Genomic DNA, 25876 nt, shown 5'->3' on the forward strand with positions numbered 1-25876 from the left:
TTTTTAAAATGCTTTGTTTATCAATAAATTTTAATATCAATAATTCTGTGTAAATTTAACACTATAAATCATGACTGCCTAAATGAATAAACTTCTTGTCTCTTTTTTTTTAATTGCCTCTAGTTGCGACACTGGAAATTTAACCGTTATAACAGATGTCCCCAAAGCTTTAAATGAAGTTTCTGGAACTGAAACCCTACCAAATTCAGATTTAATTTGGATGCTGAATGATGGTGGAAACTCAGCAAAAATATACGGTTTAAATGAAAAAGGAAAAATTAAGAAAGAATTAAAAATCAATGCAAAAAATAACGATTGGGAGGATTTAGCATCCGATGAAAAAGGAAACTTATACATTGGAGACTTTGGAAACAACTTGAATAAAAGAAAAAACTTGGCCATTTTAAAAGTCAATCGTGAAGCTCTTAATAGTTCTAAAAAAGTTAACGTTGAGCGTATTTCATTTCGTTATTCAAACCAGAACAAGTTTCCTCCAAAAAGGAAAAGTAAGTATTTTGATTGCGAAGCATTTTTCCATTTTAATGATAGTTTATACTTGTTTACTAAAAGTCGGGTAAAATATGATTTTGGTAAAACGTATTTATATAAAATCCCAGCAAAACAAGGTCATCATATTGCCGAGCTTATAAGTTCGTTTAGTTCGTGTAATGATTTGTTATGTTGGGCAACTTCCGCAGATATTAGTGCCAATGGAAAACAAGTAGCACTGCTTACACAAAAATCTGTTTTGGTTTTTTCAAATTTCTCTTCTGATGACTTCTTTAAAGGAACCGTAAAGTCTTATGATTTTAATTTTGAATCACAAAAAGAAGGCGTCTGTTTTAAAGACAATAAAACGTTATATATTACTGATGAAAAAGCACATGGTCATGGTGGTAATTTATATGAATTAAAGTTAGAATGATAATACCCAAAATCCGTTTCTAAATGAGTGTAAAAATAATTTTAGAACATGACCAATAATATTTAATTCCAACTCAATAAGCTACGTTCCTTCCAATATGATTCGGCCGGCACTTTCAAAGTCTTTAAAAAATACAGCTCCTGTTCTGTAAGCTTAAAAGTTAAAGCTTTTAAGTTTTGTTGTAGTTGACTTATATTTGAAGCACCACTCAACACATAAGTTGGCTGAAAACTATCCATTACAAAGCGCAAAGCAACAGCGTCTATTCCTACATGATATTTCTCAGATAATTGCTGCATTTTTTTATAAGACGCTTGATTATGATGAAATTTTTCATTTTGAAAAACACGTCCGTTGGCTAAAGCTTCTTTTACAATAACTTTTTTACCATGTTGAAGCGCATCATTTAATACTGAAAAAGTAGATTGCTCAAATATATTATAAGTGACCTGGTAACTATCAAACAATAACTCTCCTTGAACTTTAACCCTTAACCCTTCAGCAATAACCTCTTTTTGGTTGGCGCCACTTGTAGTAATACCTATTTGCAACCCAGTTTCTTTTTTAATGTTATAAAGTTGATTTAGAACCGCTTCATTATCTAAAATACCACTTTCAAAAGTTGCAGAATGTACCTGATAGTATTTTAACTTTGAAAGCATTTTTTTTGACACCTGCCACTGCTCCAACAACTTTTCTATGGAATGTTCTTTAACCTCATGCTGTCCGTTATAACCAAGTTCCCAATTAGCCACATAGGTATAGCCCCATTTTGTACCTAAAACAACATCTGGATGCTTATTTGTAGCGTTCCATGCCTCTAAAAAAGCTTCGCCTTTACCATAAGATGGTGCCGTATCAAAATAACGCACACCTAATCTATAGGCTTCATCCAATACAGCAAACGCATTGTTTTTAAAAGCTTCTTCAGATTTATCTATTGCGTTATCTTCTCTTATGTTAATGTATTCCGGTCTGCCTAAAGCGGCCAGTCCTAATCCTATTTTTGTTGTTTTCATACTCATGATTATGGTTGTATTTTACTTGGTGGCAACTCCAAATACGCTTGTAATTTGTGCCCTTTTTTATTTTGAATATTCAGTTTGGTACTTTGCATGTTTTAAATGTTTTAATTTATCAAGATTCGCGTAAGCTGAAAATTGATTTAATAACAGTTTAAGCTTTGGATTTATAAAGCTTTCACAGAATGGTTTCTCTGGGTTATCATAATAGTAATCAGTAATTTCTTGCCTGGAGGCTTTAAATGTTTTAAACGGAAATACTCGGGTTATCAATTCGTTATTAAACGTTTTATGAAAGGTGTCTATAATATACTCTGCTTCCTGTTTTTGAGTTTCTGAAAACACGTAAACTGCAGAACGGTATTTGATTCGCATGGCATGATTTGATGTACTTTTATGCGTATGTAAATGCACCTCAACTAATGTTTTTAGGGATATATCTTCCGAATTAAAATGAACAATCACAGCTTCTGAAAATGAACTATGCTCATGAGTTGAAGCCACAAAACCTTGTTCTACCTTTGTAACGCCAATTAAAGATTGAAATACCGCTTCTGTACACCAATGACATCCGCCTCCTAATGCTATTTTTTGCAACATCTCCATTACGAACTACATGACAACATGGAACACCCCACTTTATTCCTTGCCCACTCAGGACGCTTTGAAAACCATTTTTGGTGTTCGGATTGCTCGCTATAAGGTTGTTTTAAAAGTAAAAACAATTCATCTATTAATTTATAATTGCCCTTATCGGCAGCATCAATCGCTAATTGTGCCATATAATTTCGTAATACGTATTTAGGATTTACCGTATTCATTTTCTCTTTTCTTTCTTCATCTGAAAAAGGCTCTTGTTCCAATCTTGTTGCATAACGCTGAAACCAGTCGTTCCATTTTTCTTCGATTGCACCCGAAACTTCTTTAGGCATATAAAACGAATCTTCAACCGCTTTCAATCCATTAAAAGGTTCATCTTTTTTGAAATCACTTAAATTTCTAAAAAAAATGGTCATATCAGTTTCTGTTACATGTAGCTGCTCTTCTAAATCTTGAACGAGAAATTTATCCCCATCTACTTCTGTTCGCAAACCTAACTTGGAACGCATCATACTTAATGACGCTATATCAAAATTGGTTTTATAAGCTTCTAAAACACCTTCTAAAGCAGGAACATCTTCAATTAATGGATATAAGGCATTGGCTAATTGCATTAAATTCCACAAACCAATATTAGGCTGATTTCCGTAACGATAACGTTTATGTTGCTTATCGGTTGTATTTGGTGTCCAACCATAATCAAATCCTTCAAGCCAACCATAAGGCCCATAATCTATGGTTAAACCTAAAATGGACATATTATCCGTATTCATAACACCATGCACAAAACCAACACGTTGCCAATGGACAATCATATCTAAAGTTAGTTCTGAAACTTCTTTAAAAAACTCTAAATATGTTTCTGGAGTAATTATGTTTCCTAAATGTGAAAAATGCTGTTTTATAGTGAAATCTACCAACGTTTTTAAGGTCTCATTATCTTGTCTTGCTGCAAAAATCTGATAACTTCCAAAACGCAAAAAACTAGGAGACACTCGTGCTACAACAGCTCCTTTTTCATAGGCTGAATTACCATTATACAGTACATCACGCAATACTTTGTTGCCAGACAACGCTAATGATAATGCACGTGTTGTTGGCACACCTAAATGATACATGGCTTCACTACATAAATATTCACGAATGGACGAACGCAATACCGCTAAACCATCTGCAGTTCGAGAGTATGGCGTTTCTCCAGCACCTTTTAATTGCAATATCCAAGGTTGAGAATTATGTTCTACTTCGAATAAATTAATGGCACGGCCATCACCTAATTGCCCTGCCCAATTCCCAAATTGATGCCCACCATAACACATGGCGTAAGGCTTAGTATTTGGTAATACTTGATTTCCGGTAAACACCTTTAAAAAAGTTTCACTTTTACTATCTGCCTCCGTTAAACCTAAGTTTTGAAGCATCTCTGGAGAAACGTGCAATAACTCTGGGTTTGCCGTTTTTTTGGGTGTTACATAAGAAAAGCAACTGTTTTTAACCTGTCTTCTTGTATTTTCCAGACTTGGGTCTGCTGGCAATGCTACATTAAATTTATCTTTTATGTTTAATTTCATACTTATCTTTCAATCCATTTCTTTAAATCTTTGTCCGACGGATTTCGCAACTTCTTTTTCCCAATGGTAATCGTTGGAAAATTAAGCTTTCTGTTTTCGTAGAGACTTCTTAATGCGTAAGCACTGTCATTATTTGCTTCAACGTCAAGAAATGCATATTTCAAATTCAAATCTGTTAAATATTTTTTATAGTATTGTGTTTTATGGCACTTTTCGGTGCCATAAAGTTTAATTTCTACTTTCAAAATTTACATCGTTTTGAGCAACTCAATGGCCGCATCCGGATTTAAATGAAAGTCTGAAAACACCACATTGTCATGTTTATCTATAAACAAAAACCAAGGCGTCCCTCCTGTTTGATAATTGGTCATGATATTGGATATAGATTTCCCATCATTACCCGCATCATGCCCAAATGGTATATGCAAATCATATTGTTTTTGGGTTGCTACCATTTTCTCGTAAGTATTGGAATCATGTCCTTCAAAAACTGTTTGAATGGCTAAAAAGGCAACATTATTATTACCTTTTAAAGCATTAACCATTTTCTTTAAATCTGGTAATCCTTTACTATGGCATCCTGGACACCAACTTTGAAAACAATACACGACTTTAAACTTACCTTTAAAATCTGAAAGCTTAATAGCTTCTGTTTTGTTTCCTTCAGTATCAACCCACTGATTAACATCAAATTCTGGCGCTTTAAATACTTGTTTATGTTCTAATTGATTAGACATATAATTATCCCTTTCTTTAAATTTAATTTTCATTATTTTAATTTATCAGCATGAAGCTTACGCAGCTTTGCCAACTTTGGTGTAATTACAAAACTGCAATACCCTTGCGTTTGATTATTTCTATAATAATCTTGATGTTCTTTTTCAGCTTCATAAAAAACATCTAAAGGGCTTATTTCAGTTACTACAGCGTTTTCATAATACCGAGAAACTTCTTTAACCACAAGGTCTGCAATTTCTTTTTGAGCATCATCGTGATAATAAATAACCGAACGATATTGGGTTCCTTTATCGCCACCTTGTCTATTTAAAGTTGTTGGGTCATGAGTGGTCATGAAAATAACTAAAATATCTTCATAAGAAATAATGTTTGAATCAAAAGTGACCTGTATTACTTCGGCGTGCCCTGTTAAACCAGAACAAATTTCTCTATAAGTTGGATACCCAGGAACGTTTCCTCCTGAATATCCAGACACCACCTTTTCAACACCTTTTACTTCTTGAAATACGGCTTCCGTACACCAAAAACAGCCACCACCAAATGTGGCTAATTGTAGATTTTTATTGTTCATTAGTTATCTCCTTTTCTAATTGCATAGATTCCGAATTAATACAATAACGTAATCCGCTAGGTTCTGGACCATCAGGGAATACGTGCCCTAAATGGGCGTCGCAAGTATTACACATCACCTCAACGCGAACCATACCAAAGGCGGTATCCCTTTCGTACTTAATGGCATTTTCTTTAATGGGTTGTGTAAAACTAGGCCATCCTGTACCTGAGCTAAATTTAATGCTAGAATCAAACAAAGGCGTATTACAACACACACAATTGTATTTGCCTGCATCATGAATACTGCAAAGCGCACCGCTATGTGGACGTTCCGTACCTTTTTGTCTTGTAATTCTAAATTGTTCTGGAGATAATTGTGCCCGCCATTCGGCTTCTGATTTCTCGACACGTTTGTCTGGAGTTGGGTTTCCTTTTACGGAAAAGTTGATAACTTCTTTCCAAGTTAGCATAATATGTATTCCTTTCTTTTTTAAATTAATTAATAATATGCTTTCAACTAAAAATCAGTCGAAACTCTTATGAAAAACTTACATTTTCGATTCTTCTTGATAGACTGAAAACATTCATGAAATTTACGACAAATATTTACGTTTTAGCAGCTATAACTTTATGTTGAATAAAGTTTAGTATTTTTACTAAATAAACTATTAATGTCCATGGATAGCTTAACTGATAAAGTTGAAAAATTTGTAATTAGTTTTTTAAATGAAAATCTAGATACTTCTTTTGTTTACCATAATCTTACCCACACCCAACGTGTAGTTGAAAAAGCGAATGAGCTAGCCAGCCTTTCAGGGATTGACGACACTCAAAAAAACCTTCTGTTAATTGCATCTTGGTTTCATGATACCGGTTTTACTAAAAGTATTAAAAACCATGAAGAAGAAAGCGCGATAATTGCATCCAATTTCTTAAAACAGCAAAAAATTCCTGAGGCTGACATTAATGCTGTTTGTAATTTGATTTTAGCTACTAAAATAGCGCATGAACCAAAAACCCAATTAGAAAAAATAATTAAAGATGCCGATTGTTCCCATATAGGCAGTAAAAGCTACATAGAAGTTTCAGAATTACTAAGAAAAGAGTGGGAGTTAAACTGTAATAAAAAATTATCTGAAAGCGAATGGCTTGATGAAAACATAAATTTCCTTACCACAAAACATCGATTTTATACTGATGAAGCATCGGCTAATTGGGACAAAAGAAAGGGCAAAAATATTTCAGAGCTACTGAAATCCAAGAAAAAAATTGAGATAGAAAGCAATAAATTAAAACAGAAAAAAGAGGAATTACGTTTTAAAAAAAACAAGGTAGAATTACCAGAACGTGGTATTGAAACCATGTTTCGTGTTACCTTAAAAAACCACATGCATCTTAGTAATATTGCAGACACAAAGGCAAATATTCTGTTATCCGTTAATGCCATTATTGTGTCTTTAGTTTTATCAAATTTGGTTTCTAAGTTAGATAATGCCTCTAATGAACATCTTATTGTACCGACCGCCATTTTTGTTCTATTTACGGTGGCATCAATTATACTATCCATATTGGCCACGAGACCAAATATTACTAGCGGAAAGTTTACCAAAGACGATGTTGCTAACAAAAAAGTGAATCTGCTATTCTTTGGAAACTTTCATAAAATGAGCCTTAAAGATTTTGAATGGGCTATGGGCGAAATGATGCAAGACCGCGATTACTTATATTCTTCAATGAAAAAAGATTTATATTTTTTAGGATTGGTTTTAGATAAAAAATACAAGATTCTTAGACTTACATATTCCGTATTTATGATTGGTATTATTGTGAGTGTTATTTCTTTTGCTATTGCTTTTAAATATTTTGGAGGAGCTTCTTAAGCCTTAATTTCCTTCATTAAATCATCATAAGTGTAAAAGGCTTTATCTTCTTCATTTTTATGATATAGCACACTTACTCGTATTGCCTTAAGACCAGTTACAGCCTGCAAATCCTGCAATTCAACAATCTCCACATCAGTATCTAAATAATTCTTGGACTGCAAAAATTTAATATATCTTAAATACTCTCGTTCGTCTTGTTTTTGAGAATAAACTATCGTAATCTTTCCTTTATCAGTAACTCGTGTATTTGTTCCTTTTATATAAGCTTTATCAACTCGTTTTTTTACAATTTCGTACCTAGCATTATAAGTACCATCTACATCAAATTGTTTTTCATCCATTCTAAAACTTATAGATAGTGGTTGATTGAATACTAATATCATAGAAGCCACATCTAGTGCTACCGGAAATTCAGATTGCATTTGGTAATACGTATTTTCCATTTCGCACATGACTTGCAACTGCCATAATCTTAAATTATAAAGATAAATTGGATTGAATGAATCTTCTTTCGTAATAGATTCACCTATATACATATTATGTTCTACACCATCCGTTTTAAACCGTTCAAAATAATGCGGATACATTTGTTGTGCCTCTACTTGTTTTTTATCTAAAAGCGATGCCATTTCTTTATTAATCATGGCAATGGTATTATCATAATCTCTTCTATGGTTATAAAGCACATCTACTTTATCATCAATACTATCAAAATAAGCATCAATATGTACTTTCAAATCATCAATCGCGTAAATATGTTTTAATACAGGCTCAATATCTTGTTTAATAAACTCAGAAATTTGCTGTTCGCTATCTACTTGAAAATGAGTGTTCAATCCTTCTAAATAGTCATCGATTTGATAGACAAACTGTTCATAAATTGGTAAGGATTCTATTTCTGAAACTTTTTCAAAAATATTCTTAACAGCATTTAACTGAAGCGTTAAATCCAATCTAGTTGCATTATTCCTAGCTTCGGATGACCCTTTAATATCTATTTGACCATAAAGCGGATAAATGTTTTCGAATGCTATTTTACTAAAAATAGCTTGCTTACCATTCATTTCTGCCTTAATGAAGTTTTTAGCCTCCTTCTCGAATTGCCAATGGACACTTGGATGAATAGAAGTACATTCTTTTTGAATAATAGCTTCTATTAAATTAGCTTCTTCATTTTTAGATCGCTCAACAGCCGATACTATAAATGGCATGACATCAACCAACTTATTGGCGTTAATACTATTAAGCACTTGAGGTTTATTAGATACGATTTCAATGACACCCATTAAGCCGTCATCATTTGCAATAGGAGCAAAAATGGCACTTTTAACCCCTTGCTTATGTAAACTAGTAATATGTGGTGCACGACCTTTTGCTTTTTTAAACGTTTTGTCTACATCAGATACTGAAAAATACTTGTTTTCTTTTAACAACCTATTATAAGACCAACTGCATAAAGAATCTCCACAACTTGCACTTTCTAAATCCCCTAAAAGAAAGCTATTCATTCCCGCTCCATAAACATGCTCAAAAGTATTCTCTTCTTTATTAAAGATTGAAAAGCCCACTTTGATATCATTTATACCTAAAAGGGACCTAAAGACTTCATGAAAACTTTCAATAAAACTTTCATCTTTACGTTTGCCTTTACTAATTAAGCTGGATTTGATGTTAGAAATTGATTGGTCGTCGGTAACATCAAAAATATTAGATATTACAAACCCTTTAAAAATATAACTATTGGGAGGGAATTTTTCTTTCCAAAGTTCAATATTTTCAAAATTATCCAATAATTCATCGTAATCTTTTTGGGTAATTTTTGGTGCATTTTTTGTTGGTACTATTTCAGTAAAATCTGCATTATATAATATTTTATAATAATGAAGCACCCCGTTTGCATCAGGTATTTCGTAATAAAATGGTCTTTTAAAGTTTAAATTATAGCCATAACAAAAGTTTAAAATGATGGTACACGCAATGATGTAGGTATCATCTTTTGGCATATTTTTTATATCAAGTTCAAAATCATCGCCTGCGGTTTTGATGATATTTCTAAAACGTTCTGAAGCGTTAAAAATTAAATTATGAAAAGGAACAGAAGCCGTTTTAATTTCGTTTTTTGTTAAAATCGAACTAAACGAATCTTGAAGAATAATACTTATTTCCTTTGCTCTTGTCTTTAATATAGATACATCGCTAAAACCCTCTCTCAGTTCCGGATAGTGTTCTGCTGTTTCTAAAATGCGGTTTGCCTTAGCAACAATAAATGCTTCATCGCTTTTAGCCAAAGTTTCGTAATGCTCTAATAACTTATTAAAACTAACTTGCAGATTTAAAGGCGACTCAATATTGTCGTTGATATCCATAATATTATGATGCTTGGTATACAAAGTTACAAATTATTGGCTTAGTCGTTTTAAACTAGACTATCTAACATTAAAAATGTTACATACTTAAAATGTTAAATTTTTATTGGATTTTACTTTTAACCCGAGTTCGATTATTAATAATTGGTATAACAAAAAAAGCTTCTCAAAAATGAGAAGCTTTAATACTTTATTTAAAATAGAATTAGAAAACTAATTCCCTTTTTTATAATCTTCTAAAAACTTAGCTAAACCACTATCAGTTAAAGGATGCTTTAGTAGGCCTTTTATTGATGATAAAGGACCTGTCATGACATCACTTCCTAATTTAGCACAATCTATAACATGCATGGTGTGACGCACTGATGCTGCTAAAATTTGAGTTTCAAACCCGTAGTTATCATAAATTTGTCTGATTTCAGCAATTAGGTTTAAACCGTCTGTAGAGATATCGTCTAATCTTCCAATAAATGGCGACACATAAGTAGCTCCAGCCTTTGCTGCTAAAAGTGCTTGACCTGCAGAAAAGACTAAAGTAACATTCGTTCTTATGCCTTTATCTGAAAAATATTTACAAGCTTTTATCCCATCAGCAATAATTGGTAATTTTACAACAATCTGTGGATGTAAAGCAGCCAATGCTTCACCTTCTTTAACCATCCCATCAAAATCAGTTGAAATCACTTCGGCGCTAACATCACCTTCTACTATATCACATATCTTTTTATAATGTGCTATAATATTATCTGCACCTGTAATGCCTTCTTTTGCCATTAAAGACGGGTTGGTTGTAACACCATCTAAAACACCTAAAGCTTGTGCTTCTGCAATATCACTTAGGTTTGCTGTATCTATAAAAAACTTCATTTTTTTCTTTTATTTTATTAAAACGTTTGCATTCAAATATTCCATTACATTTTGGCTTACTTTTTCTCCAGTAAATCCAAATTTTTCATCTAACACTTTAGCTGGTGCAGAGTACCCAAAATGGTCAACTCCAAAAACTTTTCCATTTTCACCAACAAGACCTTCTAAGTTTACCGGTAATCCTGCTGTTAAACCATATAACGGTTTGTTTTTTGGAATAACGCTTTCTTGATATGCTTTAGACTGTTGCCTGAATACACCTTCTGAAATTATAGAAGCGATATTTACTTTTAGATTTTCTCTTTCTTCAAGTAATTGAGCTGCTTCTATTAACGTTGAAACTTCAGAACCATTTGCAATTAAAACCACATCTGGATTCTCCACTTCTTTAACCAAGTACCCGCCTTTTTGTGCCGCTAAAGCCTCTTGATATCTTGATTCGCCTTGTGCAGGAATATCTTTTATACCTTGTCTTGACAAAATTAAACCTGATGGTGTATCTGTATTTTCTAAAGCCATTTTCCAAGCCACACTTGTTTCTGCTGAATCTGCAGGACGCATAGCTAAAAAACTATTTTTACCACTGTGGTTTTTAAGTTTTTCCAATAAACGAATTTGTGCTTCTTGCTCGATTGGCTGATGTGTTGGTCCATCCTCGCCTACTCTAAAGGCATCATGAGTCCAAACGTATTTTACACCTAATTCTTGAATACCACTTAATCGAATGGCTGGTTTCATATAATCTGAAAACACAAAGAATGTTGCAACAACAGGAATAATACCTCCATGTAAAGCTATGCCATTTGCAATACAAGACATTGTTAATTCTGCAACACCGGCTTGTAAAAAAGACCCTGTAAAATCACCTTTTTTAAGTGCATGAGTTTTCTTTAAGAAACCGTCTGTTTTATCACTGTTTGATAAATCCGCAGAAGACACTATCATGTTTTCTACATTTTCAGCTAAATATGCTAAAACGCCTGACGAGGCAGCTCTTGTGGCTAAACCTGCTTTATGCTCGATAGATTCAAAATCTAATTCTGGAAGTTTTCCTGATAAGAAAAAATCTAATTTATCAGCTAATGCTGGATTAGCTGTTCTCCAAGCGTTAACAACCGCTTTCTTTTCAGCAGCTTTTGCTATTTTTTCTGTTATTAAATTTTTGTAAAATTCGCTAACATCATCAAAAACATTAAACGGATTTTCAATATCAGCACCTAAATTCAATAACGTCTTTTCGTAATCGGCTCCTGTTGCGCCAATAGGTTGTCCGTGTAATTCACAATAACCTTCAAACATACTTCCGTCTGCTGCCACCGCACCTTTACCCATTATTGTTTTACCAATAATTAAGGTTGGTTTTTCAGATTCGTTATTAGCATCGGTTAATGCTTTTCTTATTTCATCATGATTATGACCATCAATGGTAACCACGTTCCACCCCCATGCTTCATATTTCATAGCGGTATCTTCAGAAGTTACCTCATCTGTTGATGTTGATAATTGGATATCGTTAGAATCGAAGAACATAATAAAGTTACTCAATCCTAAATGACCTGCAATTCTACCTGCACCCTGAGATATTTCCTCTTGAACACCACCATCAGAAATGAAACCATAAATTTTATGGTTCATCCAATCTCCAAATCTAGCTTGTAAAAACTTAGCGGCAATGGCTGCTCCCACTCCCATAGTATGTCCTTGACCTAATGGGCCTGATGTATTTTCTATACCTCTAGCAACATCAACCTCCGGATGTCCTGGAGTAATAGAGCCCCATTGCCTAAAATTTGCGACGTCATCTTTTGCATAGTTACCCAAAAGATAATATTGCGCATACATTAAAGTAGATAAGTGACCAGCATCCATAAAGAAACGATCTCTAAATGCCCATGCCATATCTGATGGATCATAATTAAAAAACTCTGAGTACAGAATATGCATAAAGTCTGCACCTCCCATTGGACCACCTGGATGACCTGAATTAGCTTTTTCTACCATAGCTACAGCTAATGCTCTGATATTATCTGCTGCTTGTAAATTAATGTCTTTGTTCATTTTTTTTAATTATGATTTATATTTAACGGCTTAAAACACGCTATTTAAAAGGCAAAACACCTTCCAAAAAATACATTTTTTGCAAATATATAATCTTTAAGTTGTTAAGGATTAAGAAATGCCAAATTAATTTAATAACAGATGTTAACATCTCTTTATTAAGGTTATTAGTTGAGATGATAAACTGTAATTTCTGTGTGCTCTTTTCATAATTCAAAGTTAAATTATGCAATTCTAAATCTCGCAATCTAATGTCCAGTCTAATATAGTAAGTCCAAAAGTCAAAGAGATTACTCTTGACATGGCTAATTCCATGAAAATGATTGCTAAAAAATGTTTTCCTAAAGCCATACAGGTAACAGATCGTTTTCATGTCCAAAAACTAGCTTTAGAAGCCTTGCAAGATATTCGAATAAAACATCGTTGGGAGGCTATAGATCAGGAAAATAAACAGATTAAGCAAACTAAAATCAAACAAATAGAATATAAACCAGAAACCTTTGACAATGGTGATACAAGAAAACAACTCTTGGCCCGAAGTAGATACCTACTCTTCAAAGCCCCTAGTAATTGGACGCAAAGCCAATACTTAAGATCCAAAATACTATTTGAGCAATATCCAGACATCAAGAAAGCATATAACCTAGTACAGGGCTTAAGAAATATATTCAATACAGCTACTTCTATACAAACGGCTTATACTAAGCTAGCCCACTGGCATAAAGATGTAGAACAAACAGGCTTTAAGGCTTTTAATACTATTGCAAATACAATAACAATAAACTACAGGTCAATCCCAAATTACTTTATAAACAGAAGCACCAATGCTTCAGCGGAATCCTTTAATGCCAAAATAAAGGCTTTTAGAGCACAGTTTAGAGGTGTCAAAAATGTAGAGTTCTTCCTTTTTAGATTAACCAGAATTTTTGCTTAAACACAACAATTGTTCTTGATCCGTTTTCAGGTTATTTGAATCAAAATTTCTTATATTAGTAATGCTATTAGGCTTTAAGAAGTAATAAGTGTCTATACTTAGATTACAAGAAATCTTCAAATCTTCGTCAAAAAAGTGATTCAAACCTAATACTAGGGGTATTTTTAGGGGATTTATAAAATGAAAAATCCTTGAAACCCTTATTAAACAAGGAAAACAAGGATTAATTCTGTGCGGGCGGGGAGACTCGAACTCCCACACCGCGAGGCACTAGATCCTAAGTCTAGCGTGTCTACCAATTCCACCACGCCCGCTAGTAGTCCCGATAGTTATCGGGATGCAAATATAAACAACATTTTTAAATTGCAAACTTTATAGTATCAAAAAACATTCTTTTTTATACTTTTGAACATATCCTTACAAAAACACCTATGAACCTCATCAAATCGTATATTTCTGAACACAAAGACCGGTTTTTAAACGAATTGATCGAACTATTAAAAATCCCATCTATAAGTGCCGATTCAGCATACAAAAATGATGTTTTAAAAACAGCAGATACCATTAAAATTAGCCTAGAAAAAGCAGGCTGCGATACCGTTGAAATCTGTAAAACCGATGGCTACCCGATAGTTTACGGCGAAAAAATAATTGATGAAAACCTACCAACGGTTTTAGTGTACGGACATTATGATGTGCAACCACCAGACCCACTAGATTTATGGCTCTCTCCTCCATTCGAACCCGTTATTAAAAAAACAGAAAAACATCCAGACGGTGCAATTTTTGCGCGTGGTGCTTGTGATGATAAAGGGCAAATGTACATGCACGTTAAAGCCATGGAGTTTATGACTTCCACAAATCAATTGCCTTGTAACGTCAAGTTTATGATTGAAGGTGAAGAAGAAATAGGAAGTGCAAACCTCGCCATATTTGTAAAAAACAATCAAGAGAAATTAAAGAACGATGTTATTTTAATTTCGGATACAGGAATGATTGCTAACAATGTCCCATCAATCACAACTGGACTCCGAGGACTAAGTTATGTTGAAGTAGAAGTTACTGGCCCAAACAGAGATTTGCATTCAGGTTTATATGGAGGAGCAGTAGCCAACCCAATCAATATTTTAACGAAAATAATTGCCTCACTTCATGATGAAAACAATCACATAACCATTCCAGGGTTTTATGACAACGTTGAAGAACTTTCTAAAGAAGAACGTGCAGAAATGGCAAAAGCTCCATTCAATCTAGAAAACTATAAAAAAGCCTTAGATATTGATGCCGTTTACGGAGAAGCAGGCTATACTACCAATGAAAGAAACTCTATCAGACCCACTCTAGATGTTAATGGTATTTGGGGAGGATATACGGGCGAAGGCGCAAAAACAGTTATCGCTAGCAAAGCTTATGCTAAAATATCAATGCGCTTAGTACCACACCAAGATTGGGAAAACATTACCGATTTATTCAAAAATCAGTTCGAAAGTATCGCGCCAAAAGGCGTAAAAGTAAAAGTAACGTCTCACCACGGAGGTCAAGGCTATGTCACCCCAATAAACAGTGTAGGTTATCAGGCAGCTTGTAAAGCTTATCAAGATACGTTTGGAAAAACACCTATCCCTCAGCGCAGTGGTGGCAGTATTCCTATTGTTGCCCTTTTTGAGCAAGAGTTAAAAAGCAAAACCATTTTAATGGGCTTTGGGTTAGATAGCGATGCCATTCATTCACCAAACGAACATTTTGGTGTTTGGAACTACTTAAAAGGCATTGAGACCATCCCTTATTTTTATAAATATTTTACAGAATTATCAAAATAAAAAAGGGGTTGAATTTAAGTTCAACCCCTTTTTTTATTTGGAGACTACTTTTACAACTCTATACAATCTGGAATCATCTGGTCCAGCAACATTTTTTTGATATTCATCAAAAAACCCATTTGGAAATGGCGTCCCCTCTTTATGCCTTGGGTTTAAGGCATCACTTAATTTTGAAAATAAGTTATAAGAATATGCTTTATAAGGAAATTTCTCTGATTTTGGTTCTAAAACAACAGCATTTCCCCAACCCTTTCTTTTAGATTTTCCAGCATCCATATCGGCTTTAAAAAACGGTTTCACCTTATTAGCTTCAAATTCAAAATGCCATCCAAGATCTTTCACATTGTGATACTTGATCCTAGCAAACTGAAAATCGTCGCCGGTTGCATCAGGTACTTGGATATGATTATTTAAATCTTTTAGCACAATCATATCGGTTGTGGCACTTAACCCTCTTGTATCTATGTCTTCCATTTTCGTATCTGGAAACATATCTTTAACCCCTCCCCAATTAACTTCTTTATCAATATCTGGAAAGCCGTTAATAATTAGAATATTGGGTTCGTTTTCTAAATCTGTCCCCCCTATTCTAACAAACACTCCCCAAAAAGACATATTGCCTTTTTCAATTTCACTTTCAGCAAACTTGCTCCAATACTGTACTTCTCGCTTTAAGACCTCTTCCATGTCTGTGTCTGCAACTCTCCTGTACATGTGCACAGAAACACCCTGTGCTTGAATAAATTGGCTACTCACTAGAATAATGAATAGCATCATAATTGTTTTTTTCATAATGATTTAATTAGTTGGTTAATAATTTATAAAAAAATACCAAAACCAGGTTACTTAATAAAAAAAGGAGGATCTAAGGCTGCTAAAAGTAATTATTAGGGAGAGAATTAAAGGTAATACATGATTTAACTCGTTTATAAATATATAAAAAATACAGATTATATCCTACTAAATAAAATATTTAACCTAAATGACCTACAGAACTGTTCTTGTCAGGAGTTTTTAAGGAAGTTAATTAACTTAGAAAAGAAATAATATCATTTTCTTTGCATTCAGCATGAAAAACCAACACAGTTATCAACTTTTATTACTCACATTTGCTACCTTATTAATTAGTACTTCTGGTGCTTTAGGAAAATTTATAGACTTACCAACTCCTGTAATTATTTGGTGCAGAAGTGCATTAGGTGCTTTATTCCTTTTTATATTTTGCCGTTATAAAAAGTTGAGCATCAAGATAAATTCTAGAACAGATATCCCAACCATTCTTTTAAGTGCCTTATTATTAGGCACACATTGGGTTACTTATTTTTATGCCTTAAAACTATCAAACGTAGCAATAGGGATGCTGTCTATGTTTACATTTCCTGTAATCACAGCATTGTTAGAACCCTTTTTTACAAAATCTAAATTAAACCCAATCCATATTATTTTAGCACTCATGGTTTTGCTAGGCATTTATATTCTTGCACCAGATTTTAATTTTGAAAGCACTTACATAAAAGGTATCCTCTGCGGTGTTTTTTCCGCTTTATGTTACGCCTTAAGAAACCTTATTTTAAAACGCCATGTACACCAATACAATGGCACGGTGCTCATGATGCAGCAAGCTTTAATAGTAAGTATCTTTTTACTACCCGTTATGTTTACAATGGATATAACCAACATGCAAACCCAAATTCCATACCTAATCATATTGGGCTTAGTAACCACTGCTATTGGGCATTCTTTATTTATTGCAAGCTTTAAACATTTCTCGGTAAGCACAGCAAGTATTATTGGAAGTGTTCAACCTATTTTTGGAATAATAATAGCCTTTATTTTCTTAAATGAAATACCCACACTTAATACGTTTTTTGGCGGATCTTTAATAATTGCAACTGTAGTTATTGAGAGCATTAGGTCTAGAAAAAGATAAAAAATCAATCTATTTACCCTTAAAACTGTAACAAACTTCCCCTTTTAACGTTCTAATAGTCAATCAATCAAAATCAATCACATGATGTTAAAGCGTTTTTTTATAATCTGCTCAGGAGCAGATACCGATATTTTAGAGGATTGTTCTATAGGAGAACAAAACAAATACGCAGGTATAGGAGCCACCGTTTTCTTTACTGCTATTATGGCTTTAATTGCCGCTAGTTATGCACTTTATACTGTTTTCGATAATCTTTACACAGCTATTTTCTTTGGACTCGTTTGGGGTTTACTCATTTTTAATTTAGACCGCTATATCGTTTCTACTATTAAAAAAACAGGGCATGCTATAGATGAATTAATTCAGGCATCACCCAGAATTATATTAGCCGTTATTATTGCAGTTGTTATTTCAAAACCTCTAGAATTGAAAATTTTTGAAAAGGAAATTAACCAAGTATTATTAGAACAAAAAAATGATTTAACGCTAGCCAATAAAAACCAAATTGCAGAACTGTTTACCCCAACTATATTGGGTTTAAATAATGATATTGCAAATTTGCAAAAAGAAATAGAGACAAAAGAAGCTGAAGTAAACCAATTATACAACACTTATATAGCAGAAGCCGAAGGCACTGCAGGAACAAAACTTTTAGGCAAAGGTCCCGTTTATAAAGAAAAACGAGAAAAGCATGACGGGTTATTAGCCGAATTACAGCAGCTAAAAGCCGAAAATAAAGTAAAAATTGCCGCTAATGAGACCCAAATAACAAAACTTAAAGGCGAATATGAGACCCAAATAATAAACACACAACCTATTATCAATAATTTTGATGGCTTAATGGCACGCGTTAACGCCTTAGGCAAATTACCATGGCTGCCTTCGTTCTTTATATTTTTATTGTTTTTAGCTATTGAAACCTCTCCCATTTTTGCTAAGTTATTGTCTCCAAAAGGCACTTATGACTTTAAGTTAGAAGATCAAGAGGCTACTGTTAAAACAAATGTGCTTCAAAATAAAAACCAGCAGGAAGCTATGTTAAAAACAGATTACGCAATCAACGACCGAATTTATAGCGACATAGAAAATGAAGATGAGCTATACTCACACAAGCGCAACAAAGCGAGGGAACTTATGCAACTGCAAGCTGATGCTTTTTACAAAAAACAAAAAAACGTATTGTAATCAGCCCAAATTAAGCAGCCGTTGTATTGGTTTTAAAATGATCATATAAATCTTTACAACCAAAACCAATAATAGATAATCTTTTGTTTTTATTTAAAGCTTCTTGATGAAGTTTGGCAATGGCGTCAACACCATATTTATCCATACTTTCAATATCTTGAACACTAATCGTAAGATCACTTACGCTTTCAAAAATGTTATTAAACTCATTTTGAAATAAGTTTATGCTGGTTTTGTTAAGAACACCCTTAATCTTAAAAAAGTTGTTGCAATTAGTAATTTCTAAATCCATAATACAGTGATTTTAAATAGTTAAACAATAAACCTGAGGGAGAGCAATCAATTGACTACAAGATAAAAGTAGGAAAATAAATGTCTTATCTGTAATTTTTTCGACCAACAGATTTTAACATGAGATGAAAAAATATTTGATGTCAATTTCATCGATGAGCAACCTTTTTTTTTGACTAATTCAAATTTTTAGCGAATCGAAAAAGTTTAACTGAGTTCAATAGAAGATTTTGTTACTTTTACGGTTATTAAAACAATTACTAATTAAGTAAATACCAGTTTATCATGCAAAAAAAAGGATGGTACAGGTTTTGCAACTAGATTAATTATATTAAATACTACCACATGAAAAAACTAATCGTATTATTTTGTATAGTATGCTTTTCTAGCAGTTATGGACAATCTAATAAGGAAGCAGATATAAAAGACATTAATAAAGTATTAAAAAAACAAAGGATTGCTTGGTCAAATAATAACCTAGAAGAATTTATGGAAGGCTACTGGAAAAGCGACTCCCTTAAATTTTATAGTAGTAATGGTGTTACGTATGGTTGGGAGAACACCTTAGATCGTTATCAAAAAGCATATCCTACGGAAGACCACACCGGTAAGTTGAATTTTAAAATAAATGATATTTCTAATATATGTGAAGGCTCATATTTTGTTTTAGGCGAATATCATATAAAGCGCGAAGTCGGCAATGCCGATGGAATTTTTATGCTTGTTTTTAAGAAAATTAATGGCGAGTGGAAGATTATTGCTGATACGTCTTCATAACTGTATTAATTTTTATCAGATTTTTTAAGCAATACATCTTTGTGTTTTTCTAAATCTACAGGTTTATAAACCACCCTTGTTGAAACTGGGTGCTTAGCTAGTAAATGTTCTGGTCGAATAGGTCGTTTTTCGAAACCCCCACCACAGTTTGGACAAACATGTTGCAAAATAGCTTCTACACAATCTATACAAAAAGTACATTCAAACGTGCAAATCATGGCTTCCTTTGAATTGAAAGGCAATAGCTTGTTACAGTTTTCGCATGTTGGTCTTATTTCTAGCATATCTTTTGTTTGCGTTAGGGATTGCAGCGGCATCCTTTTTTGGGCTTAAACTATAAGTTTGGCTTGAAACTGATTTAAGATATGTGAAAAATACTTGATGAGATACTGAAACAAGTTCAGCACAAGAAAGATATAGCGGAAAGCCCGACCCTTGTGGTAACGCCCAAATATTATAATTTCTTTACGTAGTCTGTGATAATAACAGTTAATGTTGGACCAACTTTACCTTCAATATATTTTTCGTTTTCATGGTCTAAACGTATATTTCTAACTGCGGTTCCTTGTTTTGCAATCATACTAGACCCTTTAACTTTTAAGTCCTTTATTAACACTACGGAATCTCCTGCTTGCAAAACAACGCCATTTACATCTCTGTGAATTAATTTTTCCGGATCTGCTTCTCCTTCCCCAGTAGCTTTAGCAAATTCCAAAATATCATCTTCTAAATACATCATATCTAGCAAATCTTGTGGCCAGCCTTCTGTTCTTAAACGAGAAAGCATTCTCCAAGCGGCTACTTTTACAGCATCTTGCTCACTCCACATACTATCATTTAAACAACGCCAATGGTTTGCATCTGTGATTTCCGGGTCTTCTATTTGGTCAATACAAGTTTTACATGCTACTAACGATTTTGTTAAAGTTTCATCTTTTTGTGGCGCTAAAGTATGTATTTGTAAATGCTCTTCGTTTGCACACAATTCGCATTTATTATCAGCTCTTTTATATAATTCTCTGTCTAAACTCATTTTCTATATTTAATTATTGCAATAATACAGCTAAATAGAAGCTTCTACAAGTTTAGGTTTTTACGATGCCCTTATTTAAAACAAGAAAAGGACACTTAGAGCGTCCTTTTCTGTGAAATCAAATACTTTTTATATGAAATATTTTTATTTAGAAAGATCGTGAATAAATGTGTAAAGATAATCACCATGAACACCCGTAAAATATTTTCTCCAAGCTTTTCCTTTTGCTTTATTAGCCTCAGTATCTGGGTATGCCGCTTTCATTAATTCGTCTCCTCTATCAAACATTTTATCTAAATCAGCCATTGAATCAAGAAAAAACGCTTCGACAAACTCCGTTTTATCTGAGCCCCAAGCATGTACATTTGGATAGTATGCTTTTACAAATTCGTTTTTTTGAACAATAGCTGCATTACCCTCCATTCTTAATTCCTTAAACTCCTCATTGGTTCCATCTTCAGGAAAAGCAAAATGGCTTTTTCTTATGTAGCACACCATATCTTTTGTTGGTTTTTCAGCCATAAATTTAGCTCCTGGTATAGGCGCATAAATTTCATCAGAATGCTCATTAGCGTAATACGAATCAAGATTCTTTAAAAATGCTTTTCTTTCTGCTTCATCTGGCCATGCAGCCTTTTCTAACTCACCACTTCGCTCACCAAACTTGCCTATATCTTCCCAAGAAGCAAAGGTTTGTACTGAAAGAAACTCCGTATTATCGGCAGTCATATTATGCAGATATGTGGAAGCTCCCATGACGTATTCATTATTCATAGTCACTTTTTCATGGTACTCTTTTGCAGCAGCTTTCCATTCAGACATTTTAAAATCCTCCTTATCCATATTCCAATGATTGGTGGTCACGGTTATAAATTCTGGACGTTTAGGAGCATCTTCTTGTGCTAGAATTGTAGTGGTACTAAATAACAATAGTGCTAATACTATTGCTGAAAATAATTGTTTGGTTGTTTTCATAATCTGTAAAAAATTAAAGTTAATATATAAATTGAAATTAAATACTTCTTTAAGATTTCGGGCTATTTGATTATGCTACTAATATTAATTAGGGAATTATAAGATTATAAATGTACAATAAAAAAAACTAGTTTATAAATTATTTATTTGTCTTAATTACAATATAGTGTCTCTTAGTTTTTTGGGCATACCTTTTACTACCATATTATAAGAATGGTCTATTAGTGCTTTTATGAGTTTTGGCTGTAATTCGCCTTCATGTAGATAAAGGGTGTTCCAATGTTTTTTGCTCATATGGTATCCTGGGCAGATGCTGTTGTATTCTGCACGAAGTTCTTCTGAATATTCTGGGTCTGCTTTTAAATTTATAGCAGCTTCTCCTCGTTCCCACCATTTTAATGAAGCTAGCACAAACATTTTTCCAAGTACTTTAAACACCAATGTATCTGCATCAAAAGGAAAATCTTCGGTAGTTCCTTTTTTGCTTAAGCAGTATGTTCTGATTTGCTCTATATTCATTTTAAAAGTTCTGTCTTACTTTCTTCAATTTTTAAAGCTGAATAATCTAATTTCCAACCAATAGTTTCAACAATGGTTTCTATGAGCAGAATAGTTTCTAAGGCTTCTCTTTGGGCCATTGGAATCAATCCACTTTCTGGAATTTTATCCTGAATGTGTAATTTAGCTTCGTTGTGCAACCCTGTTAAATCAACAGCTTCAAATCGGTTAAAATAACCATCGGTTTTGTCGTAGTAATTCAGATTGGTTTCAATGGACAATACTTCGGGTTGCGGAAAATGTTCGAGTAAAATTTTCTTTTTGTCATTATCTGCTTTCAACACAATTTTAGATAAATCATAACCTACATGTGCTTTTGCATTTATTACAACAAGTGCTTTCTTTCTACTGGAAATGAGTTTTAAAAAACGTTCTTTTACATCTTCATAATGATAAATTTCTGCAAAATCACCTTCAACGGTTATAAACTTGCAAACTTTTTTAATTTTGTCTAACAATAAAACAGATTGTGCATTCACTAAGCTCTTCTTCTTTAATGACTTAACATAGGTGACAATTCCTAAAGTGACTAACACGCCAATTATGATTCCTAAAAAGGCTTCCATTTATTCAATTATTTTATACAATATGGGTTTACTTGGGGTAGCATCATTTTCGAAAGGTGCTATTTGTAAATTTAAAAAATACATGCCGTCTTCTACTTTGTTTGACACATAAATTAGTTCAGTAATCGTAGCATCTAAACGTAAATCACCTTTTGTATCCCAAAACGCATTGTGTGCTAACAATTCACATTCGTCCTTCTCTTTATCTACGCTTGGCAAGTCTATTAATAAATGCTTCACTCCTTTTTCGCGTAAATAAACTGCCGCATCCTCTAATAAATAAGTTGGATTGGTATGGGAATATTGCTTATGCCATTTTTCAGATCTGGTATTAGGAAGCGTTCTAATAACAACAGCATCGCGCTTTTTGTTACCCAATGCAAACTGTATTTGCTTTTTAGAAATCACAGAATCGCCGTTTAACCGTTCTGGAGCTACAGTTATAACTTCAGCTAAAAAGAAAAAGTGTTTTAGATTTTGGTTTATTGAATATGCTTTTTCCGTAATATGACCTACACATTCTGTATGTGTACCATGGGCATGTGGATTGAAATATATATTATTAAAATTTACACAAGCCCCGTCTTTTACGCGGGCAGTCCATTCGCCATCTTTTACAGGCTCTATTTTGGGTTCTTCCACACACCAAGCATTTACGTTGCTTTTTGAAGCACGAATTGGGATTGAAATATCTATGGGTTCTTCTAAATCTATTTGAAGTTTTCTGGACTTATATTGAATTGTTGCGAGCATATCCAAATATAATCAAATCATAAATAACTCGGAAGCAATACCATCAACTAAAAATTTTCCTTTTTGGGTTGTGGTTAACTTCTCGGTACCATTCTCCTTTGTCGAATCACTCGAAGTGACATAAAGCAACTCTTTGTTTATATATTTTTCTGCGGAAGCTTTTAAATGTTGCAGAAACTCTCTACCAAACTCATTTTCGATTTTTTCTAGTGAAACGCCCCAAATAGTTCGCAACCCTGTCATAACATATTCATTATACTGGTCTTTTTTTGAAAGGTTTTCAACAGTATTAGGTACCGTTTCATTCTGAATGGCCTGAATGTATTTTGTGTTATTTGAAACATTCCAACTACGTTGACTGCCATAGAATGAATGTGCAGAAGGACCAATACCTAAATAGGGTTTTCCATGCCAATAACTCGTATTATGTTTTGAGAAATAGTCAGGCTTTCCAAAATTCGAAACCTCATAATGCACAAAACCTTGTTCAGTAGCTTTTTCGACTAAATGATTGAAATGCTGCAATGCTAAATTTTCATCCATTGGTGGATAGGTTCCTTTTTTAATAAAACTATCCAAAGCTGTTTTTGGCTCGACAGTTAAAGCGTAGCTAGACAAATGATTGACTCCAAAACTAAAAGCAATATCTAAGTTTTTATTCCATTTATCTAAACTCATGTTAGGAATGCCGTAAATAAGGTCGATAGTAATGTTATCAAAATGTTTAGTGGCTTGTTCTAAACATCCTTTAGCTTCTTCTGCGTTATGAGCGCGATTCATACTTTTTAAATCGTCTTCAAAAAAGGATTGAACACCAATGCTTAGGCGGTTGATTCCAATAGCTTTGTAATCCTCAAAAATGGTTCTAGACTGCGCTCGAACGGACAATAAATCGTCTGGATTAGCTTCTAGAGTAATTTCTGGGTTTTCAGTAACTTTATAATTTTTATAAACGGCATCAACCAACAATTGTAATTCGTCTATAGTTAATAAAGAAGGCGTACCACCTCCAAAGTAAATAGTTTCAATGGTCTGGTTATTTAATTCGCCCTTTCTTAATGCTAACTCTTTAGCCAAAGCTAAAATGAGTTCATCCTTCTTTTTTAATGAGGTTGAAAAATGAAAGTCGCAGTAAAAGCATGCTTGTTTGCAAAACGGGATGTGGATGTAAATACCAGAAGCCCCTCCTAGCCTCCCCGAAGGGGAGTGACCCTTACTCAGACTCATTTTTTAGTTTTTTTTATTCCCCCTTTGGCAGTTAGGGTGCTTGTTCGATGGCCATTCTGCTTAACAAACGCATCCCAACCTGAATAACTTTTACCAACAGTAATTTTACCTGAGTTATAAAAATGGCAAACCGCGGCCGCTAAACCATCGGTAGCATCTAGATTTTTTGGCAAGGCTTTAAGCCCTAATAAGCTTTGAAGCATTTTAGCCACTTGCTCCTTACTAGCACTTCCGTTTCCTGTAATCGCCATTTTAATTTTTTTAGGAAGGTATTCAGTAATTGGTATTTCTCTGCTTAATCCTGCTGCCATAGCTACGCCTTGGGCTCTACCAAGCTTCAACATACTTTGTACATTTTTACCGAAAAATGGAGCTTCAATAGCAATTTCGTCTGGGTTATGGGTATCTATCAGTTCTATGGTACGCTCAAAAATGAGTTTCAGTTTTAAATAATGGTCGCTATATTTTTTCAAATCCAACTCATTAAGTTGCATGAATTGCATGTTTTTTCCAACCACTTTTATGAGTCCAAAACCCATAATTGTTGTTCCTGGATCAATCCCTAATATGATTCTTTCTTTAGTCATTTTGTTCACAATAATAACAACCACTAAGCGATATAGACGCGCCAATGGTTATGGTTAATAGATTTCCGTTAAACGACCCAAAACCATCTGATACTGGATTAAAATCTTTTGCAAATCCTAAAATATAAGAGGTGTCAAGATACACAGAAAGTTTATCTGAAATACCATAATGAAACTCTATACCGGCCATAGCATTTAAAAATGCCATTTTATTTTGTCCATAATTACCCAATGGCTTGACTGTTGAAAAACCAAATCCTCCATGAATAAAAGTTCTTATTCGATTTGACAAATCAACAATTTTTGAAGGGTCAAAAACCAATTGTGCATTAATGCGCAAATAATTCACTTTAAACTCTGGTCTATTATCTAAGTTTGAAAATCTATTAAAACCAAAATCAAATTTACCGCCTAACTGGGGCTTAAACATGTATTGCACCCCTAAATTAATGCTAGGAAAATTAATAGAATTAGCTTCAAAATCGCTTACAAAACCACTTGAAGACGGACTATTTACACCTAATGCAAATTGCGCCTTAATTGTACTCGTTTCACCTTGAGAAACACCTAAAAAACAATAAAAAAGCATGACTAAAGTTAGCCATGAAATCTTATTCAATTTAAAATTCGAGGTCATTACGTATTATTAATTTAATTT

At 33.5% G+C, this 25876-nt stretch carries 28 protein-coding genes and 1 tRNA gene; 7 read left to right on the forward strand and 22 right to left on the reverse strand.

The annotated features are described in order from the left end of the window. Nucleotides 1–82: 82 nt before the first annotated feature. A complete protein-coding gene (locus tag ABD935_RS05195; RefSeq protein WP_345190598.1) occupies nucleotides 83–925 on the forward strand; it encodes a hypothetical protein in 843 nt (280 codons plus the stop codon). 62 nt (nucleotides 926–987) lie between these two features. On the opposite strand, the gene ABD935_RS05200 is transcribed toward ABD935_RS05195, so the two are convergent. The 7 genes from ABD935_RS05200 to msrB form a co-directional block, all read right to left on the reverse strand. Next, nucleotides 988–1944 carry an aldo/keto reductase gene (locus tag ABD935_RS05200; RefSeq protein ID WP_345190600.1) on the reverse strand — a complete coding sequence of 319 codons (957 nt, stop codon included), beginning with the start codon at nucleotides 1942–1944 and terminating at the stop codon, nucleotides 988–990. Between the two features lie 66 nt (nucleotides 1945–2010). Then, nucleotides 2011–2547: a peptide-methionine (S)-S-oxide reductase gene (locus ABD935_RS05205; RefSeq protein ID WP_425550198.1), complete on the reverse strand. Its 537-nt coding sequence runs from the start codon at nucleotides 2545–2547 to the stop codon at nucleotides 2011–2013. A 5-nt stretch (nucleotides 2548–2552) separates the two neighbouring features. After that, the gene (locus tag ABD935_RS05210) at nucleotides 2553–4118 is read right to left on the reverse strand and encodes a protein adenylyltransferase SelO (protein WP_345190603.1); all 1566 of its coding nucleotides are present in this window, start codon (nucleotides 4116–4118) and stop codon (nucleotides 2553–2555) included. A gap of 2 nt (nucleotides 4119–4120) precedes the next feature. Further along, nucleotides 4121–4363: a glutaredoxin family protein gene (locus ABD935_RS05215; RefSeq protein WP_345190604.1), complete on the reverse strand. Its 243-nt coding sequence runs from the start codon at nucleotides 4361–4363 to the stop codon at nucleotides 4121–4123. Nucleotides 4364–4366: 3 nt separating this feature from the next. Next, nucleotides 4367–4888 carry a peroxiredoxin family protein gene (locus ABD935_RS05220; protein ID WP_345190606.1) on the reverse strand — a complete coding sequence of 174 codons (522 nt, stop codon included), beginning with the start codon at nucleotides 4886–4888 and terminating at the stop codon, nucleotides 4367–4369. Further along, complete coding sequence (gene msrA / locus ABD935_RS05225) at nucleotides 4888–5427, reverse strand: peptide-methionine (S)-S-oxide reductase MsrA (protein ID WP_345190607.1); 540 nt, start codon at nucleotides 5425–5427, stop codon at nucleotides 4888–4890. Before msrA ends, ABD935_RS05220 begins: the two co-directional genes overlap by 1 nt. After that, on the reverse strand, nucleotides 5417–5878 hold the full coding sequence (msrB, locus tag ABD935_RS05230) for a peptide-methionine (R)-S-oxide reductase MsrB (RefSeq protein WP_345190608.1): 462 nt from the start codon (nucleotides 5876–5878) through the stop codon (nucleotides 5417–5419). Before msrB ends, msrA begins: the two co-directional genes overlap by 11 nt. Nucleotides 5879–6085: 207 nt before the next feature. On the opposite strand from msrB, the gene ABD935_RS05235 reads away from it, so the two are divergent. Then, nucleotides 6086–7288: a Pycsar system effector family protein gene (locus ABD935_RS05235; protein ID WP_345190610.1), complete on the forward strand. Its 1203-nt coding sequence runs from the start codon at nucleotides 6086–6088 to the stop codon at nucleotides 7286–7288. Here the strand turns inward: ABD935_RS05235 and ABD935_RS05240 are convergent. The 3 genes from ABD935_RS05240 to ABD935_RS05250 form a co-directional block, all read right to left on the reverse strand. After that, entirely contained in the window at nucleotides 7285–9657 is a 2373-nt protein-coding gene (locus ABD935_RS05240) for a GAF domain-containing protein (protein ID WP_345190611.1), read from the reverse strand. The two genes, ABD935_RS05235 and ABD935_RS05240, sit on opposite strands and share 4 nt — an antisense overlap. Nucleotides 9658–9870: 213 nt before the next feature. Then, entirely contained in the window at nucleotides 9871–10524 is a 654-nt protein-coding gene (gene fsa / locus ABD935_RS05245) for a fructose-6-phosphate aldolase (protein WP_345190613.1), read from the reverse strand. A gap of 9 nt (nucleotides 10525–10533) precedes the next feature. Next, on the reverse strand, nucleotides 10534–12582 hold the full coding sequence (locus ABD935_RS05250; RefSeq protein WP_345190614.1) for a transketolase family protein: 2049 nt from the start codon (nucleotides 12580–12582) through the stop codon (nucleotides 10534–10536). Nucleotides 12583–12847: 265 nt separating this feature from the next. Here ABD935_RS05250 and ABD935_RS05255 point away from each other — a divergent pair, with 265 nt between their 5' ends. Beyond that, nucleotides 12848–13516: an ISAon1 family transposase gene (locus ABD935_RS05255; RefSeq protein ID WP_345190762.1), complete on the forward strand. Its 669-nt coding sequence runs from the start codon at nucleotides 12848–12850 to the stop codon at nucleotides 13514–13516. Between the two features lie 232 nt (nucleotides 13517–13748). Here the strand turns inward: ABD935_RS05255 and ABD935_RS05260 are convergent. Continuing rightward, nucleotides 13749–13830: transfer RNA gene (locus ABD935_RS05260), tRNA-Leu, on the reverse strand. 117 nt (nucleotides 13831–13947) lie between these two features. Between ABD935_RS05260 and ABD935_RS05265 the strand changes: the two genes are divergently transcribed. Then, nucleotides 13948–15336 carry a dipeptidase gene (locus ABD935_RS05265; RefSeq protein WP_345190615.1) on the forward strand — a complete coding sequence of 463 codons (1389 nt, stop codon included), beginning with the start codon at nucleotides 13948–13950 and terminating at the stop codon, nucleotides 15334–15336. A 33-nt stretch (nucleotides 15337–15369) separates the two neighbouring features. Here the strand turns inward: ABD935_RS05265 and ABD935_RS05270 are convergent, their stop codons facing one another. Further along, nucleotides 15370–16128 (reverse strand): hypothetical protein, encoded by a 759-nt coding sequence (locus tag ABD935_RS05270; RefSeq protein WP_345190616.1) that lies wholly within the window; start codon nucleotides 16126–16128, stop codon nucleotides 15370–15372. A 277-nt stretch (nucleotides 16129–16405) separates the two neighbouring features. Here ABD935_RS05270 and ABD935_RS05275 point away from each other — a divergent pair, with 277 nt between their 5' ends. Both ABD935_RS05275 and ABD935_RS05280 read left to right on the forward strand, forming a co-directional pair. Further along, nucleotides 16406–17266, forward strand: coding sequence for a DMT family transporter (locus tag ABD935_RS05275; protein WP_345190617.1), 861 nt, complete (start codon nucleotides 16406–16408; stop codon nucleotides 17264–17266). Between the two features lie 84 nt (nucleotides 17267–17350). Further along, complete coding sequence (locus ABD935_RS05280) at nucleotides 17351–18451, forward strand: DUF4407 domain-containing protein (protein ID WP_345190763.1); 1101 nt, start codon at nucleotides 17351–17353, stop codon at nucleotides 18449–18451. A 10-nt stretch (nucleotides 18452–18461) separates the two neighbouring features. Here the strand turns inward: ABD935_RS05280 and ABD935_RS05285 are convergent, their stop codons facing one another. Continuing rightward, a complete protein-coding gene (locus tag ABD935_RS05285; protein ID WP_345190618.1) occupies nucleotides 18462–18743 on the reverse strand; it encodes a hypothetical protein in 282 nt (93 codons plus the stop codon). Nucleotides 18744–19087: 344 nt separating this feature from the next. Between ABD935_RS05285 and ABD935_RS05290 the strand changes: the two genes are divergently transcribed. Continuing rightward, nucleotides 19088–19519, forward strand: coding sequence for a YybH family protein (locus ABD935_RS05290; protein WP_345190620.1), 432 nt, complete (start codon nucleotides 19088–19090; stop codon nucleotides 19517–19519). 5 nt (nucleotides 19520–19524) lie between these two features. Here the strand turns inward: ABD935_RS05290 and ABD935_RS05295 are convergent, their stop codons facing one another. The 9 genes from ABD935_RS05295 to ABD935_RS05335 form a co-directional block, all read right to left on the reverse strand. Continuing rightward, nucleotides 19525–19803: a DUF1272 domain-containing protein gene (locus ABD935_RS05295; RefSeq protein ID WP_345190621.1), complete on the reverse strand. Its 279-nt coding sequence runs from the start codon at nucleotides 19801–19803 to the stop codon at nucleotides 19525–19527. A 170-nt stretch (nucleotides 19804–19973) separates the two neighbouring features. Further along, on the reverse strand, nucleotides 19974–20552 hold the full coding sequence (locus ABD935_RS05300) for a PhnA domain-containing protein (RefSeq protein WP_345190622.1): 579 nt from the start codon (nucleotides 20550–20552) through the stop codon (nucleotides 19974–19976). A 144-nt stretch (nucleotides 20553–20696) separates the two neighbouring features. Further along, nucleotides 20697–21527 carry a hypothetical protein gene (locus ABD935_RS05305; protein ID WP_345190624.1) on the reverse strand — a complete coding sequence of 277 codons (831 nt, stop codon included), beginning with the start codon at nucleotides 21525–21527 and terminating at the stop codon, nucleotides 20697–20699. A 156-nt stretch (nucleotides 21528–21683) separates the two neighbouring features. Then, nucleotides 21684–22046: an MmcQ/YjbR family DNA-binding protein gene (locus ABD935_RS05310; RefSeq protein WP_345190625.1), complete on the reverse strand. Its 363-nt coding sequence runs from the start codon at nucleotides 22044–22046 to the stop codon at nucleotides 21684–21686. Further along, nucleotides 22043–22651 carry a DUF4230 domain-containing protein gene (locus ABD935_RS05315; RefSeq protein WP_345190627.1) on the reverse strand — a complete coding sequence of 203 codons (609 nt, stop codon included), beginning with the start codon at nucleotides 22649–22651 and terminating at the stop codon, nucleotides 22043–22045. The genes ABD935_RS05310 and ABD935_RS05315 overlap by 4 nt, the downstream gene beginning before the upstream one ends. After that, nucleotides 22652–23404, reverse strand: a complete 753-nt coding sequence (locus ABD935_RS05320) for a cyclase family protein (RefSeq protein WP_345190628.1) — start codon at nucleotides 23402–23404, stop codon at nucleotides 22652–22654. It lies immediately after the preceding gene. Between the two features lie 12 nt (nucleotides 23405–23416). Next, nucleotides 23417–24631, reverse strand: coding sequence for a radical SAM family heme chaperone HemW (hemW, locus tag ABD935_RS05325; RefSeq protein ID WP_345190629.1), 1215 nt, complete (start codon nucleotides 24629–24631; stop codon nucleotides 23417–23419). Next, nucleotides 24628–25218, reverse strand: a complete 591-nt coding sequence (gene ruvC / locus ABD935_RS05330; RefSeq protein WP_345190630.1) for a crossover junction endodeoxyribonuclease RuvC — start codon at nucleotides 25216–25218, stop codon at nucleotides 24628–24630. Before ruvC ends, hemW begins: the two co-directional genes overlap by 4 nt. After that, nucleotides 25211–25855: a cell envelope biogenesis protein OmpA gene (locus tag ABD935_RS05335; RefSeq protein WP_345190632.1), complete on the reverse strand. Its 645-nt coding sequence runs from the start codon at nucleotides 25853–25855 to the stop codon at nucleotides 25211–25213. The genes ruvC and ABD935_RS05335 overlap by 8 nt, the downstream gene beginning before the upstream one ends. Nucleotides 25856–25876 lie beyond the last annotated feature (21 nt).

Origin of the sequence: Algibacter agarivorans (assembly GCF_039543245.1) — a bacterium.
In the GTDB taxonomy this organism is placed as follows: domain Bacteria; phylum Bacteroidota; class Bacteroidia; order Flavobacteriales; family Flavobacteriaceae; genus Algibacter_G; species Algibacter_G agarivorans.

Excerpts from the sequence above, each read along its gene's own strand:
- ABD935_RS05195 (WP_345190598.1), top strand. The coding sequence starts at position 83 with ATGAATAAACTTCTTGTCTCTTTTTTTTTAATTGCCTCTAGTTGCGAC.
- ABD935_RS05200 (WP_345190600.1), bottom strand. The coding sequence starts at position 1,944 with ATGAAAACAACAAAAATAGGATTAGGACTGGCCGCTTTAGGCAGACCG.
- ABD935_RS05205 (WP_425550198.1), bottom strand. The coding sequence starts at position 2,547 with ATGTTGCAAAAAATAGCATTAGGAGGCGGATGTCATTGGTGTACAGAA.
- ABD935_RS05210 (WP_345190603.1), bottom strand. The coding sequence starts at position 4,118 with ATGAAATTAAACATAAAAGATAAATTTAATGTAGCATTGCCAGCAGAC.
- ABD935_RS05220 (WP_345190606.1), bottom strand. The coding sequence starts at position 4,888 with ATGAAAATTAAATTTAAAGAAAGGGATAATTATATGTCTAATCAATTA.
- msrA (WP_345190607.1), bottom strand. The coding sequence starts at position 5,427 with ATGAACAATAAAAATCTACAATTAGCCACATTTGGTGGTGGCTGTTTT.
- msrB (WP_345190608.1), bottom strand. The coding sequence starts at position 5,878 with ATGCTAACTTGGAAAGAAGTTATCAACTTTTCCGTAAAAGGAAACCCA.
- ABD935_RS05235 (WP_345190610.1), top strand. The coding sequence starts at position 6,086 with ATGGATAGCTTAACTGATAAAGTTGAAAAATTTGTAATTAGTTTTTTA.
- ABD935_RS05240 (WP_345190611.1), bottom strand. The coding sequence starts at position 9,657 with ATGGATATCAACGACAATATTGAGTCGCCTTTAAATCTGCAAGTTAGT.
- fsa (WP_345190613.1), bottom strand. The coding sequence starts at position 10,524 with ATGAAGTTTTTTATAGATACAGCAAACCTAAGTGATATTGCAGAAGCA.
- ABD935_RS05250 (WP_345190614.1), bottom strand. The coding sequence starts at position 12,582 with ATGAACAAAGACATTAATTTACAAGCAGCAGATAATATCAGAGCATTA.
- ABD935_RS05265 (WP_345190615.1), top strand. The coding sequence starts at position 13,948 with ATGAACCTCATCAAATCGTATATTTCTGAACACAAAGACCGGTTTTTA.
- ABD935_RS05270 (WP_345190616.1), bottom strand. The coding sequence starts at position 16,128 with ATGAAAAAAACAATTATGATGCTATTCATTATTCTAGTGAGTAGCCAA.
- ABD935_RS05275 (WP_345190617.1), top strand. The coding sequence starts at position 16,406 with ATGAAAAACCAACACAGTTATCAACTTTTATTACTCACATTTGCTACC.
- ABD935_RS05280 (WP_345190763.1), top strand. The coding sequence starts at position 17,351 with ATGTTAAAGCGTTTTTTTATAATCTGCTCAGGAGCAGATACCGATATT.
- ABD935_RS05285 (WP_345190618.1), bottom strand. The coding sequence starts at position 18,743 with ATGGATTTAGAAATTACTAATTGCAACAACTTTTTTAAGATTAAGGGT.
- ABD935_RS05290 (WP_345190620.1), top strand. The coding sequence starts at position 19,088 with ATGAAAAAACTAATCGTATTATTTTGTATAGTATGCTTTTCTAGCAGT.
- ABD935_RS05295 (WP_345190621.1), bottom strand. The coding sequence starts at position 19,803 with ATGCTAGAAATAAGACCAACATGCGAAAACTGTAACAAGCTATTGCCT.
- ABD935_RS05300 (WP_345190622.1), bottom strand. The coding sequence starts at position 20,552 with ATGAGTTTAGACAGAGAATTATATAAAAGAGCTGATAATAAATGCGAA.
- ABD935_RS05305 (WP_345190624.1), bottom strand. The coding sequence starts at position 21,527 with ATGAAAACAACCAAACAATTATTTTCAGCAATAGTATTAGCACTATTG.
- ABD935_RS05310 (WP_345190625.1), bottom strand. The coding sequence starts at position 22,046 with ATGAATATAGAGCAAATCAGAACATACTGCTTAAGCAAAAAAGGAACT.
- ABD935_RS05315 (WP_345190627.1), bottom strand. The coding sequence starts at position 22,651 with ATGGAAGCCTTTTTAGGAATCATAATTGGCGTGTTAGTCACTTTAGGA.
- ABD935_RS05320 (WP_345190628.1), bottom strand. The coding sequence starts at position 23,404 with ATGCTCGCAACAATTCAATATAAGTCCAGAAAACTTCAAATAGATTTA.
- hemW (WP_345190629.1), bottom strand. The coding sequence starts at position 24,631 with ATGAGTCTGAGTAAGGGTCACTCCCCTTCGGGGAGGCTAGGAGGGGCT.
- ruvC (WP_345190630.1), bottom strand. The coding sequence starts at position 25,218 with ATGACTAAAGAAAGAATCATATTAGGGATTGATCCAGGAACAACAATT.
- ABD935_RS05335 (WP_345190632.1), bottom strand. The coding sequence starts at position 25,855 with ATGACCTCGAATTTTAAATTGAATAAGATTTCATGGCTAACTTTAGTC.